Raw genomic sequence first — 13,676 nt, forward strand, 5'->3', positions numbered from 1 at the left:
TGGGTTCCCGGGGGCTGTTGGGGACGGTTACGAGACGGTGCTGAAGGCCTGGGTGATCTGGTCCTTTTCGGCGGCGGTCATCAGGAGCAGCTGCAGCAGGATGCGAGCCTTGATCGGATCCAGCGTGCTGCCGGAGATCAGCCCGCGCCCGAGCAGGTCGGATTCGGAGCCGGGGAAGCCATAGGTCTGCCGGAGCACGGGTCCCGATCCGGTGCGCGTGGCGAGGACGACGGGCATGCGCTTGGCGAGATCACTGAGTGCGTCAACGCATGCCATCGGGACATGGCCGGCTCCGAATGCTGCGACCACCAGGCCGTCGACGTGGTCGCCCAGGGCTTGCAGGAGCGTCCCGTCGTCTCCGAGGCCGACCGTATAGATCGCGGTGCGCGCGGGCGAGGCGGCAGCCCGCGGATCGAGCGCCAGGGAGGGGGTGGGGCGTGCCGTTATCCGTACACGGTCCTCCGCGACGTAGCCGATCGGCCCCGGGTACGAGGTGAAGGCCGTGGGGCTGGTGGCGTGGGTCTTGCGGACCCAGCGGGCAGCGTGGATCTCCTCGGCGAACACCACCACACACCCCGTGCCCCGTACCTCGGTGCTGGCCGCGACGCGGATGGCGGCCAGCACGTTCGCGGGACCATCCGCCCCTGCCATGGAGGCGTTACGCATGGCTCCGGTCACCACGATCGGCGTGTCTCCGGTGGTGACGAGGTCCAGCAGATACGCGGTCTCCTCGATCGTGTCCGTCCCCTGGGTGATGACCACGCCATCGACGGCGAGCGTCTCGACCTTGACGGCGAGCTCGAGTAGGTCGGAGAAGGCCAGTGAGGCGCCGGGAAGTCGGCGGAAGTCGTGAACCTCCACGTGGATGCCTGTGTCGGCAAGACCCGGTACGGCCGCGATGAGGTCGTCGGCCGACAGCGTCGGCGTCGCGCCGCCGTCCGTCTGCGTGGTCATCGCGATGGTGCCGCCAAGCGAGAGCACCGCGACGTTCCGGGCATTGTCAGCCATGTCTCTTTCCCCTTCGTGAACATACGGGTTGTGGGGTGGGTCAGCGGTCGGCTGGGAGAGATCCCACGTACGCGCACGCGGCATCGATGCCGGCCGCTGAGACGAGCCGGCTGCGGGACTGGATCAGCCCGGACGACCCGTGCCGGGCAAGCTGGCCGCACCGTTCGATCAGCCAGGACCACGGCAGCTCGAGGTACTGGGCGAGCGCACGGAGCCGTCCGGCGGGCGTGGGCGCCGCCGTGAGTGAGTCCGCGTCGACGTCGCGCGCCGCGATCGTGAACTCCCGGACGACCGAGGACCGGGCGGTGACGTCGACATGCCACATCCCGTCCCCGCGGACCCAGTTGGCGATCACCGCCTCCTTGTCGGGAGCGACCACGAAGCCTTCGACGGCTTCGTACGCGGGATCGGTCGTGAACTGGGCGTGGATCCCCAACGATTCCATCAGCGCCACGGCCAGGAACAACAGGATCCGTTCATACCGCGGGGAGGAACGCGCGACGTCCTCCGGGATGCAGAACGCCCGGGTACTGGTACTGCCGAGCGCCTTGGTGGTCTCCCGCAGGTACGGAAACTTGTGATCGAAGATCAGCCAGGCGCTGGCCTCCTCGCCGCGCTGCTCCCGAGTCCAGAACGCGGGCAGCGTCGGCAGATCCGGCAGCGCACGCAGGATGTGGCGAGCGCAGAAGTCCGAGCCCAGCCACATGTGGGCGACAGTGTTCAGCCCGGGCGCCGCTTCCCGGCTGACCGCAGAGGCAGACAGCCGCTCGTACGCCCGAAGATCGCTGCGTGTCTCGGAAAGAGCCTGGTCATCGGCCTGGAGCGCGTCGTCGTAGTTGCTGACGGCCCACAGAATGCCGTAGGTGAGATCGTCAAGCTCGTAGGCAGTGGGGGCGGCGACTTCGCACACGCCGCCGTTCCTTGCGAGCTTTGCGCGGGCCGCGCGGCCGTCCAGGGCGTAGAACCTCGTGGTACCACCGGTGTCGACTGCCCCGACCAGTAGACCGCGATGGGGCCGGGCCAGGAACTCTTCCGCGCGCCGCTGGTCAGGCACAGACACGATCACCCGACCCCCCTCGATGCGCGCAGGGTGTACCTGGAGCGAGAGCTGGGAGCCGAGCATGGAGCGGCCTCCCGGAAGGAGAGCGTGCCAGTCGACACCGAACTCGGGGGCCGGGCGAGACAGTCGAAGCCCGGACCAGCTCTCGGTCGCGCTTCTGGCGAAGCCGAATGGATCGTCCGCGACCGCCGCGGACGCCGGCATGGGAAAGCCAGCCACCGCTGCTGCACCGAACCCCGCACCGGCGCGCAGGAGCGCGCGTCGATCGAGTGCCACGAGCACCACCGTTCCATCGTCTAGACGTCGAGGGACAAAGATCCCCTCGCCGTCCGACGCTGCCGCCTCGGACAGGGCTGTGGCCAGGTCCAGCGATGTATCGGATACATGGGAGGCCCCATCGGATACATGGCCGGGCTCAGAGACACCCCGGCTGATCTCCTGCCACATCTCAATCAGGAACCCGCCAGCGCCAAGCGCCCGGTCGATGAGCTCTACCTCACCCTGGTCCTTCGGCGGGCGGTCGCCGTTCTCCCATCGCTGCACCTTGGAGTGCGAAACGAACGTCTTGGCGGCCAACTCCCGCATGGAAAGACCGCGCGCCTCGCGCAGCTCCCGGATTACGTAACCAAGACGGTGCTGGGGCGACTGATCCGGCGTCAGCGCATTCGGCTGCTGCCCCACTTCGAGCCCCCTCCATGTATCCAAGTCTGTGTATCCGGCCGACGGATACACGCCAACCGTAGAAGTCACCGAAGATCACGCCTACACCTGGACTACCGGCTCCTCCAGTCGGAAACCCCAACCTCTTCTCCAGGAGGGCGAGATGGCCCAGCTTCGGCATGTCCACAACACGGCGCACAGCGTGGCCGACGCGCATGGTCGGAAGGTCGACTTCATGCTCACAGGGCCGGTCTCGACACACGTCTGCCCCTGCATGAGACCCATTGCAGGTTCCCGGCCGCGCGGCCGACCCGGCGCCGTGGTCATACCCGTCGCCGCAGTCCTGGCCGTCGGCCTGGTCGTATCGGTGCTGCTCGTAGTCATCCGCGACATCGTCACCACCGTGGCCAGCACCAGCGCAACCGGGCTGATCGTGAAGGCCTTCCTGGCGCCCTCCAATAGGCGGCACTAATGAGCGCTGTGCCTGACGGAATCATGTTCACCCAAATTTCTGACACCTGGTCAGCTTCGCTTGTCGCCGTCGGCTTCAAGTCGCTCCAGTCGCTCGGTCAGGTCAGCCACTTTCTCCTCAAGTCTTTTGACCGCCCGGGAAGTTGGATCGTCGACGGCATCGACGGCCGACTCGCGAATGAAGGATCCGCGCCCCTGGTGGGAGTAAACGACGCCCTCTGCGCGGAGCTCCGCGAGCGCGCGCTGCACCGTACCCGGAGCGACGCCGTAGTGGTCTGCGAGTTCTCGGGTGCTGGGCAGCTTGTCGTTGCCCTTCAGTCGGCCAAGCCTGACCTGGTCCTTCACGTCTTGCACGATGCGCTGATAAGGCTGCAGGTCCTCGGCGGTCATGAGCCACATCGTAAGACTCCCTCATTGATTTAGACAGCTTCCCCAACTTAGTTGACACAGTCTGCTGAGGTAGTGCACTGTATCAGTTAAGTTAAGTAAGTCAGCAAGGTTGGTGCCCGGAAGTCTCCCTCCGAGTGAGGGGTCAAGGCCCAAGGAAGCGCTCGTTGTTTGAGAACTCCACAGAGTGATCCACCACAGCTACGACAGCCGTGACCACACCGGCTGAGGTGAGTGGAGACCCGTCGTGAGGCGCTATCACCCCTGGTGGTGGCAGTCGGCACGTGCAATGACCCGTCAGGCGTCGGCTTCGGCTGACGGTTCGGGCCGGTAAGACGGCCCGGACGCTTGTTACTGCGGAGAGCCCGGAGGGCCGGCACCCCCACGACGCTAAAGAACGACGCGGCACACCTTCACCGCAGACCCGCCCGGACGGATCTCCCGGCGGTAGCGGTCCGCGTCTCCCGAGATCCGGCACCCGCCTCGCGGGTGTCGCGCAACCCGTTGCAGCCCTGCGCTGCCCGCCGTCGACCGCGCCCGCCTAGCCGTGGGCCCGGTGGCCGGCGGAGTGCGCAGGACGCACTCCCCTTCCCTCTCACGTCAGGAGACGGCATGACCCGAGACGCTCTGATTTCGCACCGGTACTTCGGCTGGACTCCCGACACCAGCTACGTGACGGCCGGCCTGAGTTTGGAAGAGGCGCAGCGCCTGATCGGCGCGAACACCCTCGCTGGATTCGAACCGGTCGTTTACACCCGCACCCCGGTGGGCGACGTCGTCGCGCTGCACGGCAGCAGCCTGCGGGGCGTGATCGAGATCGCGCAGGTCTGACCTTGCAGACTGCGCTGCCCGCCGTCGACTGGCCCCGCTTCAACTGCGGGTTCAGCCGACGGCGGAGTGCGCAGGACGCACCTTTTTTCCGACCGCTGACCGGCAGGAGTAGCCATGAGTACACAGTCCTCGCCCGCCGTCTCCGTCTATGACATCGACTGGGACCTGAACTGGACGCCAGCCGGAGAGCCGCGGACGCCTTGGGACCAGATGACGTCCGAGGACGCGGACAGCCAGTTGGACCTCTCCCGAGAGATGGGCGAGACGCTGAGCGAGCAGGAGTACAGCACGACGGACCGCACTGGTCAGCCGATGAGGATCGTCCTGCTGGTCACGAAGCCTGAGACGCACAAGGACGTCGACCTGGGCGCCGTCTACGAGTACACGCTCTGACCCGTCTTGCCCACCGCAGCCTGCGCTGCCCGCCGTCGACCGACCCCGCTTCAACTGCGGGGCCGGTGGCCGGCGGAGTGCGCAGGACGCACTGCCCGCCGCACATGACGAACCCCCAGGGATTGCGCCCCTGGGGGTTCGTGGTGTCGCGGGCGAGCCCTTCCACTGAAAGGGAAACCCACATGACCATCATGGCTGACGCCCCGGTGGCCGTCGCCCGAACCGCGTTACCGCAGCGGCCCGTCCCGCATGAGCGGACGCCCGACCGGCCCACGCCGTCCGGCCCCCGGCCGCACCCGCAGCACTCTGCCGCCCGCCCCGGCGACACCGCCGCCCGGCAGCTGCTCGACACGCTGTACCGCAAGCACGCGCCGATGGTCACCGCAGTCGCGGCCCGCGCACTGCGCCCCGGCGACCGCGGCCTGGCCGACGACATCGCCCAAGAGGCGTGGCTCGACACCTGGCAGCACCTACTACGCGGCAACGAACTGCGCTCTCCGGCCGGCTTCCTCGCGATGCGCGCCCGCCGCCGCGCGGTCGACCACTACCGCCTCGCCCGTGTCCGGCGCGAGGAAGCCGTCGACTACACCGACGACACCGCCCTCGCTCACCTCGCCCGCCTCATCGGAGCCGCAGCATGATGCCCACCGTCACCCTGCCCGGCATCGCTGAGGAGATCGGCCCCCGCCGCCCCGGCGCGATCTACCAGAACGTCGACGGGCGCTTCGAGGTCCTGGTGCTTGTCACCGACCCGCGCGAGGCCGCGCAGCTGCTGCGCCGTACCGGTGCGCGGTGGGCGGTCATCGTCCGCGACACCCTGCGCCCCGACGGACAGCCGCACGCAGTCGGATCGGCATGGACGACATCCGACTACCTGCTGCGCCAGGGCACGCCGGCCTACGCCCCGGCCGCCTGACGATCCGCCACGGTCCCTCTCCTGCCCACCAGTTGTGCGGATGGGAGACGGGCCGTGGCTGGCCGTCCGGCCAGTCAAAAGGCGGCGACCCCGGAGCTCTGACCTTCCGGGGCCGCCAGTACAGGAACTGGTTGAGGAGTCCCTGTGATCGACAGCATGACACGCCCCCGTCCCGCCACGGCAGACCAGGACGCCCACCGCCGTCTCGGACGGCACCTCCTGGACGTCGTCCGTGTGCAGGACGCGGCGATCCCCGCCCACCGGCGCGTCCCGCGCACGCTGCAAGAGATGCTGCCCGGCTACGAGCGGCAGCCGGTCCTGACCCTGCACCGGCCGGTGATGGCCGACGACGCCTGCCCGCTGTGCGGACGCTGGACCTGCGACCCGAGCAACTGCCCGCCCGCCTCCGCTGCCCCCGCACCCGCCACGGCGGGAACCGGAATGCAGTGCCAGGTGTGCGGCGGATGGTTCGGAGTCACCGCGGTACAGCCCGGCCAGGCCACCGCCTGGACCTGCGGCGCGTGCCAGAACCTCGGGAACTGATGCCGCACTTCATACACGCGGCCCGGGCAGCGCAGCACCGCGCCGCCCGGGCCGCCGCCGCGGTCGGCCCCCGCCATCCCCTCGCCCGCATCCTGCTCGCCGCCGCCGCGATCGCGGCGACCGCGGCCTGGGAGGCAGGCCACCGCGTCACCGACCTGCACCCGCACCACCCCAACCGTGCCGAGAGCAACCACGACACGGACTACTGAGCCCCCGCCCCAGCCCGACACCGCCACCTCTGTCGGCTGCCTGACCCGCCCGGCCCGACCCCGCCCCGTGCGGCGGCCGGTCCGGGCGCGGTCCAGGGGAGCCGCGCAGCCGCGCACCCCTCGCCCGCCCTCCTGGAGGTTTCGATGCGCACACCGACCCCGCCGGCCAGCGCCGACCCGACCCGCCGCCAGCCGCGCTCCCTGTGCCTGCACACCCCGGCGTGCCCGACGTCCGACAGCCCTGATCGGGAGGCCGCCCGCGTGGTGGCCGCCCACCCCGATCAGGGATGGAGCCTGCTGTGCAACGGTGCCCTGCTCTTCGACGACACGGGCGAGCTGCTGCCCGACGGCCGGGTCGTCGCTCCGCACCGTCCCCTCGCGGCCATCGCCTGACGGCCGCCCGTCACCGCCCGCACCTACCCGCCCATCACGGCGGCCGATGCGGGCGATGGCGGGCGGCCGGACAGTCCGGCCGGTCAAGGAGGAGGACCCATGGCACACACCCTTCCGCTCAGGGCGCCGCTGGACGACAACGGCCTGCCCCACCACGACCCGGTTCCGGCCCCTGCCCTCGTGACGGAGACGTCGACGGCCCTCGGTCGCAACTACCGGATCACCCCGGAGGGCATGACCGAGATCTTCGATCGTCTCCGGCCGCACCTGCCGCCGTACCTGAAAGCGGTTCACCACCACCCGACCTGGCTCAAGTTCGAGTTCCAGCCGTTCACGGGACGCGAGGAGGAGCCGTGCAGTCCGGCCGTTCGCACCGACCCGAAGCTCGCCTACGGGACGGATGACGAAGCCGAACGCGTGTTAAGGAGCGCGGCCGTCGGCATCCTGGACGACCTGTACGAGCAGGCGCGGGATCAGTGGCGCAACGCCGCCTACGTCGAGGACCTGAAGCAGGTTGTCCAGGACGCCGACGCCCTCTGGAAGGCCTACCAGCGAGAGCTGACAGGCATGGAGGCCGCCTACGCCTACCTGCGCAGTCCGGAAGCCGGAGCTGAGTGGCGGTCCGCGGTCTCCCGGCTGATCGATGCCCAGGAGCGCGCACTGCGAGCCGCTGAGGCGTTCGACTGCCGCGCAGTCCGGATCGCTGAGGCCCATGAGAAGCACTCGGACGCCGACTACGGACACACCGCGGCGCTGGCCGCCGCCGGATACCCCCAGGGCGCGGACTGGCAGATCGCGTACATCGACGACTACGGCACCTCGCGCTCCCTGACGGGACAGCTGCGCCGCACCGTCGACGACCAGAACACCCACGTCGCCAAGGTCGCCCGCCTGTCCGGCACGGCCACCGGCTGACCGAGCAAAGGGAGAACGAACGTGAACAAGCGAGAGTGGAAGTGGCCGCAGGCGCCCTCCCCGCGCGGGATGGTCCTCACCGTCCTGGGGGCTGTCACCTTGGGCGTGGCGATCCTGTCGATGGCCGTCAGCTACCAGATCCTCGAGCCGAAGTTCGGGGGATGGGCCGTTCCGACCGTGGGAGCCCTGGACGCTCTGTGGGTCGTGTTCCAGGCGACGGAGATCCTGTCCGGCAACAACAAGGCTCGCGCCCGGCGCGTGCAGTTCGCCGGCCTGGCCCTGACGGTCGTCAACGCGGCCATCCCCACGGCCGACCTGATCATGAAGGGCTCCGGCGGGTTCGACCTGGCCGTGATCCTCACGCCGATCGCCATCGTCGCGACCAAGACCGCATGGTGGATCGCCCTGCCGTCGCTGGGACGGAAGGTGTCGGCCGACACCCAGCAGGCCATCGCCCACAAGCGCCAGCTGGTATCCGATCAGCTGGAGACGATGGAGGCGGAGGCCGCGCACCGGATCGAGTTGCTGGAGCTCGCGACCGAGCTGGAGAAGCGGGTGGCCGAAGCGGAGACGGCGTACCGCAAGTCGGTACTCAAGACCCAGCAGAAGATGACCGACAAGCTGCACGGGCAGGCAGAGGCCACCGCGAGCACCGTCACGGAGAAGGCGCTGCCGGACACTGTCGCGGCAATCCGGCTGCCGGAACTCGGCACGTGGACACCCACTGCCCCCGCTCTGCCCGCCGGTCGTGCCGGTTCCGGCACGGACACCGACGACCGTCACACAGGTCAGGGAAGTCTCGCGAAGAACCGTGACGGAAACCGTCACGGCGGGCGTGCCGAAACCGGCACACCGGCCGACCCGACGGCACGGGCCGACACACTCGCGGACATCGCGGCCGTCACGGGCGTGCCGGTCCCGGAGCCCGGCGAGCGGCTGACCGACGGTCAGATGGACGTCGTCCTGCGGCACCTGCGCTACTCCGACGACCCGCCGCTGTCCTACCGCCAGGCCATGAGCGCCTTCCGCGACGCCGGATTCGTCGGCAGCGAGGAGCGGGTGCGCCGGGTGTGGGCCGCGCTGATGTCGAAGGAGGAGACCAGCCACACCGCCGGCACCAAGCCTTCGTCGACCGACACGTCCGAGGACACCGACGAGGAGACCGAGGACGCCGACGCCTGAACCAGCCTGTCCGGCACCACCAGTGAGGGCCAGCCCGCATCCGCGCGGGCTGGCCCTTGCTGCGACTGCCGGAAGCACATCGCAGTCGACCGGTGCAGACCCGGCGAGTGACCTGGCGAGCGGCCCTGCCGCAGACCCAGCAAGCAGACCCGGCGACACCACGAAAGCCGCCCAATCGCACGTGTGCGGGAGACCTGCACGCGCCCTGCGATCAAGAGGAAGGAAGGGTGTGGCAAAGAAGAAGAAACAGCAGGTCAGACAAGCCAGCGACGACGTGTACGGCCAGACCGCCGGAGCGATCGGCGGACTGGCGACCGTATTCGCCATCCTTGGTGCGATCAAAGCCAAGCTGGGCTTGTCCTGGCCGGTCACCGTGCTGCTCACCGCAGGTGTCCTGGTACTGCTCGGCTATACGGCCTGGAAGGTCCGCACAGCCCTCAGAGGCATGTGGGCAGGCCAGACGGACAAGAAGCAGCCCGCGACAGCGGCGGCTCTGCAGCAGGAGGCGCCGGCCACCGCTGTGATCGGGGGCGACCAGGCCGCCGCTGAGGCGGCTGTGGTGCATCCGGAGCTGACCCGGGCGCTCGCCACCGCCGGGGCCATCGGCAAGGACGAAATCGTCCGCGCCGACCAGGTCACCATCGAGCCGGTCAAGGAGCCGGGCAAGGGCACCGTCTACGACTTCCTGACCCCGGAGGGGCGCACCTACAAGGACGTCGAAAAGCGGCTCGGGAACGTGGCCGGCATGTTCGGCCGCACCCGGATGCACACCACGATGGAGCGCGTCCGGGACAACGAGCGTCGGGTACGGCTCCTGGTGCTTGATGAGCCCCCGCACACCCGGCCGTTCGCCGCGCCCACCCGGCAGCAGATCGAGGCCTTCGCCGGGGTGCCCTTCGGGCACGACGTCGTCGGGCAGCTGGCCGGTGCGAAGACCTTCGACAAGGCGTCGCTGCTGGTCGGAGGCATGACGCAGACGGGCAAGACCACGCTCATCAACGGTCTGATCACCTGCCTGCTGATCGCCTACGGCGAGTTCGACCTGTATCTGCTCGACGGGAAATTCTGCGGGCTGACGCACTTCGAGAAAGTCGCTGTCCGATACGAGGCATCCGACAATCCGGCCGTGTTCGAGGATATGGCCGACGAACTCGATGCTCGCGCTGAGCGTCGGTACGTAAAGCTGCAGGAGGCGAAAAGGAACCGGCAGCCCGCACCCAAGTTCAGGCCGGTGTTCTTCATTGTTGACGAAGCGGCAGACTTCTTCGCGCACGACGGAACAGCCGCCGGCATCAAGGATGCCGCCCGGATTGCTGAAACGGCGCGGTCACTCGTCTCCAAGTGCCTGGAGTCCGGGATCGCCGTGGTGATGCTGACACAGCGCCCGGCCCAGAACGCAATTCCGGTCAAGGTCCGTGATCAGTTCCAGTACCGGCTGTGTCTGTACGTGGCATCGGAAGGAACCGCGAAAGTTGCTCTCGGAGACACGTACTTCGAGACGATTGCCCCGATCAACCCGGCGCTTCTCGACCCGGACATCAAGGGACAGGGCGTGCTGTTCGCGCACGGAGCTTCCACTCTCATCCGAGGATTCAATTTCAAAGATGAGTTCATGTGGGAAGTCGTCGATGAGGTCTACGACCGGCAGCATGCGGCCATCGAAAAGGCATCGGGATCGCCACTCAAGCAGGCGATCGACCTGATGCGGAATGCCGGGGGCGAGTTCATGTACACGGCCGACCTGGCTCCCGCCCTCGGGATCACAGACACCAGGCCCGGAGAGCAAGGAAAGCAGCTCTCGAAGCTCCTCGGTGTCTCTTCAGGCAAGGACGAAAAGGGCGTGCGGGGCTATCACCTCGCCGACCTCATCGCGGCCGCCAAGTCCGGTTCGTGACCGTCCACAGCACCCGCCGGACCACCCGCCAGGCACCCGCCACACACCCGCCGACCGGCAGCTTTCACCCGCCGGTACGGCAGGCCCCGGCGGGTGCCTGGCGGACTCCTGGCGGACTCCTGGCGGACTCCGGAAGTGGATCTGACCAGCAGAAACGATCAACAAGCCCCAGAAGGGAGGCAAGAGGCTCTTGCGCGCCTCTACAGCCGTCACGATCGGCGCGGGAGCAACCGCGGCCGTCATCCTGGCCGCGCTCGTGCAGGCCGCCGGCGACGACCCGGTGGGAACGGCGCTCAGCCTGTCCGTTCCCACCGACTACAAAACCCTGATCCAGGACGCGGGAAACACCTGCTCCGCCGTCACTCCGAATCTGCTCGCCGCGCTTCTCACACAGGAATCCAACTTCAATCCGAAAGCCCACTCGCCGGTCGGTGCGGAAGGCATCGCACAGTTCATGCCGTCCACGTGGGAAACCCACGGAATCGACGGCAACGATGACGGCAAACGCGACGTGTGGGATCCCGCAGACGCGATCCCCTCGGCAGCCAAGTACCTGTGCTCCATAGCTGACGACGTCAAGAGCGTGCCCGGCGACAAGCAGAGCAACATGCTGGCCGCCTACAACGCCGGAAGCGGCGCCGTCCGTAAATACGGGGGCGTGCCTCCCTACAAGGAGACACAGAACTACGTCCAATCCATCAAGGCCCTTGCCGACCAGCCGTCCAGCGGAAGCAAGACGGCGACCACAACGCAGGCCGCCACTGCCATCAACGCGGCAAAGGCAATGCTCGGCACCCCGTATTCGTGGGGCGGCGGCGACGCGCACGGTCCCAGTACGGGAACCTGCTGCTCACCCAAAGGCCGTTCCGGAAAAGAAATCACCGGTTTCGACTGCTCCGGGCTCACGCTGTACGCCTACGCGAAGGCAGGGATTTCCCTCCCCCGCACGGCGGCACAGCAGTACGCCGCGTCGGAGCCCGTCAAGCCCGGAGATGTACAGCCCGGGGATCTCGTTTTCTACGGCTCCAGCCCTTCGAGCATTCACCACGTCGGCATTTACATCGGCGGCGGCTGGATTCTCGACGCTCCCCGGCCCGGCACCCAGGTCCGCTACGACCCCATGGACACCATGACCGACCTGATCGCCGTCGGCCGTCCCGTTTCCCGTCACAACAAGGAGATCTGACCCATGCCCAAGTTCACCCTGCTCGCCAAGCCCCAGGACATGTCCGTCGGCTTCAAGGACTTCTTCGACACCATCGGCCTGACCGGCGGTGGCCTGGTCACCAAGGGGATCGCGGCCGTGATCGCCATCATCGCGCTGCGCATGCTGCTGCAGCTGTCGGGCGACCCCAAGGGCGCCCTGCGGAAGGGGTCGATGGCCATCGGCACCCTGTTCGTCGCGGTCGTGCTCGCGCTGTACGGCGACACCCTGTTCAGCACCGTCACCCAGGCCAAGGGCTGATCCGCTATGGCCAATGATCCGTGTGACGCCCTGAAGGGCACGCCGGGCTACGACTACTGCACGAGGGACCCGGGCGGCTCGGACGGGCCACCCGGCACGGGCAGCGGAGGAGGCGGCGTCACCGGTGACGCCGCCGACAACATCAGGCACCTCGCCGACAGTCTGATCAAGAAGGCGATTGATCTGATTGCGCCGAAGGATGCGTGGGCGCCCGCGCGATCCGACAGCGGGCTGTACGAGCCGTTCCTGTGGCTCGGTCAGCACCTGGCCGTCGCGATCTTCGTGAGCGTCATCGTCGTGTGCGCCCTGACCGCCTGGCAGGGCGCACCCCGCCTCAAGCAGATGGGCGCATCGACCGGCTGGACCCTGGTGGCCGTCGCCGGCATGGCGTCGGTCCCCGGGGCCGTCATGTTGCTGAACAAGGCCGTGAGCGGCGCGTTCACGGCCGCGTTCAACAGCAACGAGTCCACCCTGTTCGGCGCGATCAGCGACGACCTCCAGCACGGGGCGGACTCGGCAAATCCGCTGGCGAAGCTGCTGATCTTCGCCGCGCTCGTGGTCGCCCTCGCTTTCGCTGTGCTCGTGTTCATCACGCGCCAGCTCGGCATTCTCGCTTTCGTTTGCGTGGCTCCCCTGGTGCTGGCATCGCTGGCACGCGGGGGAGACACGTCAGCGGTCAAGACGTGGGCGCAGCGCCTGCTGGGGCTCATGTTCGCCCCGTTCGCACTGCTGCTGGTCTCACCCTTCGTCCAAATGACGAAGGGCTCGCTGGTCGTCGACAGCATCCTGCTGGTCGCCGCGGACGTCCTGATGCTGCGGATGATCTTCCACGGTGTGCCGTACTTCGGACCCAAGGTCGCCGGCGCCGCCCGGTCCTACGTGGAGAGCAGGACCCCCAGCCCGCTGGCCCATGCGGTCATGCGGGCCGGTGCACCCGACGTCTACGAGAAGGAGAACGCCCCGCGCGGTCCCCGCACCGTGAACACCCCGGGCCGCTCCATGTCCCAGGACCGCGGTGTCCTGTTCGCCGCCTACGGCATCACGCCGAAGGAGCGGCAGGGACGGCTGACCACCACGTCGGCCGTCGCGAAGGAGCGGCGGGAGGCGAGCGAAAGCGCGGCCCGTCGTCAGCAGCTGCGGGAGGTGCGCGAGCAGTACCGCACCACCAGGGCGGGGGCCGCGGCCCCCGCCGGCCAGCCAGTCAATTCCCCCACCCCGCAGCCGAGCCCCCAAGGCCCGGCTGCGACGCCGCGGCTGGCCCCGGGCCAGCCGAACACCCCGTAAGAGCCGGTTTCCGGCCCCGGCGCTCTCTCCTGCCCTGTCACCCGGCGGCAGGAGAGAGCGCCGGG

Annotated in this window: 17 protein-coding genes; 14 read left to right on the forward strand and 3 right to left on the reverse strand. The window is 68.5% G+C overall.

The features are described 5' to 3' along the window. Positions 1 to 27: 27 nt before the first annotated feature. Complete coding sequence (locus tag OG303_RS50565; protein ID WP_331723998.1) at positions 28 to 1,008, reverse strand: asparaginase; 981 nt, start codon at positions 1,006 to 1,008, stop codon at positions 28 to 30. Positions 1,009 to 1,048: 40 nt separating this feature from the next. After that, the gene (locus tag OG303_RS50570) at positions 1,049 to 2,749 is read right to left on the reverse strand and encodes a helix-turn-helix transcriptional regulator (RefSeq protein WP_331723999.1); all 1,701 of its coding nucleotides are present in this window, start codon (positions 2,747 to 2,749) and stop codon (positions 1,049 to 1,051) included. A gap of 253 nt (positions 2,750 to 3,002) precedes the next feature. Here OG303_RS50570 and OG303_RS50575 point away from each other — a divergent pair, with 253 nt between their 5' ends. Further along, entirely contained in the window at positions 3,003 to 3,200 is a 198-nt protein-coding gene (locus OG303_RS50575; protein ID WP_405877970.1) for a hypothetical protein, read from the forward strand. A gap of 50 nt (positions 3,201 to 3,250) precedes the next feature. Here the strand turns inward: OG303_RS50575 and OG303_RS50580 are convergent, their stop codons facing one another. Next, a complete protein-coding gene (locus OG303_RS50580; protein WP_405877972.1) occupies positions 3,251 to 3,589 on the reverse strand; it encodes a GntR family transcriptional regulator in 339 nt (112 codons plus the stop codon). A gap of 609 nt (positions 3,590 to 4,198) precedes the next feature. Between OG303_RS50580 and OG303_RS50585 the strand changes: the two genes are divergently transcribed. The 13 genes from OG303_RS50585 (at position 4,199) to OG303_RS50645 (ending at position 13,611) form a co-directional block, all read left to right on the forward strand. Beyond that, positions 4,199 to 4,417 (forward strand): hypothetical protein, encoded by a 219-nt coding sequence (locus OG303_RS50585; RefSeq protein ID WP_331724002.1) that lies wholly within the window; start codon positions 4,199 to 4,201, stop codon positions 4,415 to 4,417. 114 nt (positions 4,418 to 4,531) lie between these two features. Beyond that, positions 4,532 to 4,810: a hypothetical protein gene (locus tag OG303_RS50590; RefSeq protein WP_331724003.1), complete on the forward strand. Its 279-nt coding sequence runs from the start codon at positions 4,532 to 4,534 to the stop codon at positions 4,808 to 4,810. A gap of 182 nt (positions 4,811 to 4,992) precedes the next feature. Continuing rightward, complete coding sequence (locus tag OG303_RS50595; RefSeq protein ID WP_331724004.1) at positions 4,993 to 5,451, forward strand: sigma-70 family RNA polymerase sigma factor; 459 nt, start codon at positions 4,993 to 4,995, stop codon at positions 5,449 to 5,451. Beyond that, positions 5,448 to 5,726: a hypothetical protein gene (locus tag OG303_RS50600; protein WP_331724005.1), complete on the forward strand. Its 279-nt coding sequence runs from the start codon at positions 5,448 to 5,450 to the stop codon at positions 5,724 to 5,726. Before OG303_RS50595 ends, OG303_RS50600 begins: the two co-directional genes overlap by 4 nt. A 156-nt stretch (positions 5,727 to 5,882) precedes the next feature. Continuing rightward, on the forward strand, positions 5,883 to 6,269 hold the full coding sequence (locus OG303_RS50605) for a hypothetical protein (protein WP_405877975.1): 387 nt from the start codon (positions 5,883 to 5,885) through the stop codon (positions 6,267 to 6,269). Then, positions 6,269 to 6,478: a hypothetical protein gene (locus tag OG303_RS50610; protein WP_331724007.1), complete on the forward strand. Its 210-nt coding sequence runs from the start codon at positions 6,269 to 6,271 to the stop codon at positions 6,476 to 6,478. The genes OG303_RS50605 and OG303_RS50610 overlap by 1 nt, the downstream gene beginning before the upstream one ends. Before the next feature lie 201 nt (positions 6,479 to 6,679). Then, the gene (locus tag OG303_RS50615; RefSeq protein ID WP_331724038.1) at positions 6,680 to 6,871 is read left to right on the forward strand and encodes a DUF5999 family protein; all 192 of its coding nucleotides are present in this window, start codon (positions 6,680 to 6,682) and stop codon (positions 6,869 to 6,871) included. A 99-nt stretch (positions 6,872 to 6,970) separates the two neighbouring features. Then, the gene (locus tag OG303_RS50620; protein WP_331724008.1) at positions 6,971 to 7,786 is read left to right on the forward strand and encodes a hypothetical protein; all 816 of its coding nucleotides are present in this window, start codon (positions 6,971 to 6,973) and stop codon (positions 7,784 to 7,786) included. A gap of 21 nt (positions 7,787 to 7,807) precedes the next feature. Next, a complete protein-coding gene (locus tag OG303_RS50625; RefSeq protein ID WP_405877977.1) occupies positions 7,808 to 8,968 on the forward strand; it encodes a hypothetical protein in 1,161 nt (386 codons plus the stop codon). A gap of 229 nt (positions 8,969 to 9,197) precedes the next feature. Further along, the gene (locus OG303_RS50630; protein ID WP_331724010.1) at positions 9,198 to 10,862 is read left to right on the forward strand and encodes an FtsK/SpoIIIE domain-containing protein; all 1,665 of its coding nucleotides are present in this window, start codon (positions 9,198 to 9,200) and stop codon (positions 10,860 to 10,862) included. A gap of 190 nt (positions 10,863 to 11,052) precedes the next feature. Beyond that, a complete protein-coding gene (locus OG303_RS50635; protein WP_331724011.1) occupies positions 11,053 to 12,048 on the forward strand; it encodes a bifunctional lytic transglycosylase/C40 family peptidase in 996 nt (331 codons plus the stop codon). A 3-nt stretch (positions 12,049 to 12,051) separates the two neighbouring features. Beyond that, positions 12,052 to 12,327 carry a hypothetical protein gene (locus tag OG303_RS50640; protein ID WP_331724012.1) on the forward strand — a complete coding sequence of 92 codons (276 nt, stop codon included), beginning with the start codon at positions 12,052 to 12,054 and terminating at the stop codon, positions 12,325 to 12,327. A gap of 6 nt (positions 12,328 to 12,333) precedes the next feature. Then, positions 12,334 to 13,611: a hypothetical protein gene (locus OG303_RS50645; RefSeq protein WP_331724013.1), complete on the forward strand. Its 1,278-nt coding sequence runs from the start codon at positions 12,334 to 12,336 to the stop codon at positions 13,609 to 13,611. Positions 13,612 to 13,676: the final 65 nt, after the last annotated feature.

Source organism: Streptomyces sp. NBC_00005 (assembly GCF_045160215.1).
Lineage (GTDB): Bacteria > Actinomycetota > Actinomycetes > Streptomycetales > Streptomycetaceae > Streptomyces.

Excerpts from the sequence above, each read along its gene's own strand:
- OG303_RS50605 (WP_405877975.1), top strand. The coding sequence starts at position 5,883 with ATGACACGCCCCCGTCCCGCCACGGCAGACCAGGACGCCCACCGCCGT.
- OG303_RS50565 (WP_331723998.1), bottom strand. The coding sequence starts at position 1,008 with ATGGCTGACAATGCCCGGAACGTCGCGGTGCTCTCGCTTGGCGGCACC.
- OG303_RS50620 (WP_331724008.1), top strand. The coding sequence starts at position 6,971 with ATGGCACACACCCTTCCGCTCAGGGCGCCGCTGGACGACAACGGCCTG.
- OG303_RS50640 (WP_331724012.1), top strand. The coding sequence starts at position 12,052 with ATGCCCAAGTTCACCCTGCTCGCCAAGCCCCAGGACATGTCCGTCGGC.
- OG303_RS50590 (WP_331724003.1), top strand. The coding sequence starts at position 4,532 with ATGAGTACACAGTCCTCGCCCGCCGTCTCCGTCTATGACATCGACTGG.
- OG303_RS50575 (WP_405877970.1), top strand. The coding sequence starts at position 3,003 with ATGAGACCCATTGCAGGTTCCCGGCCGCGCGGCCGACCCGGCGCCGTG.
- OG303_RS50600 (WP_331724005.1), top strand. The coding sequence starts at position 5,448 with ATGATGCCCACCGTCACCCTGCCCGGCATCGCTGAGGAGATCGGCCCC.
- OG303_RS50585 (WP_331724002.1), top strand. The coding sequence starts at position 4,199 with ATGACCCGAGACGCTCTGATTTCGCACCGGTACTTCGGCTGGACTCCC.
- OG303_RS50595 (WP_331724004.1), top strand. The coding sequence starts at position 4,993 with ATGACCATCATGGCTGACGCCCCGGTGGCCGTCGCCCGAACCGCGTTA.
- OG303_RS50645 (WP_331724013.1), top strand. The coding sequence starts at position 12,334 with ATGGCCAATGATCCGTGTGACGCCCTGAAGGGCACGCCGGGCTACGAC.
- OG303_RS50610 (WP_331724007.1), top strand. The coding sequence starts at position 6,269 with ATGCCGCACTTCATACACGCGGCCCGGGCAGCGCAGCACCGCGCCGCC.
- OG303_RS50580 (WP_405877972.1), bottom strand. The coding sequence starts at position 3,589 with ATGACCGCCGAGGACCTGCAGCCTTATCAGCGCATCGTGCAAGACGTG.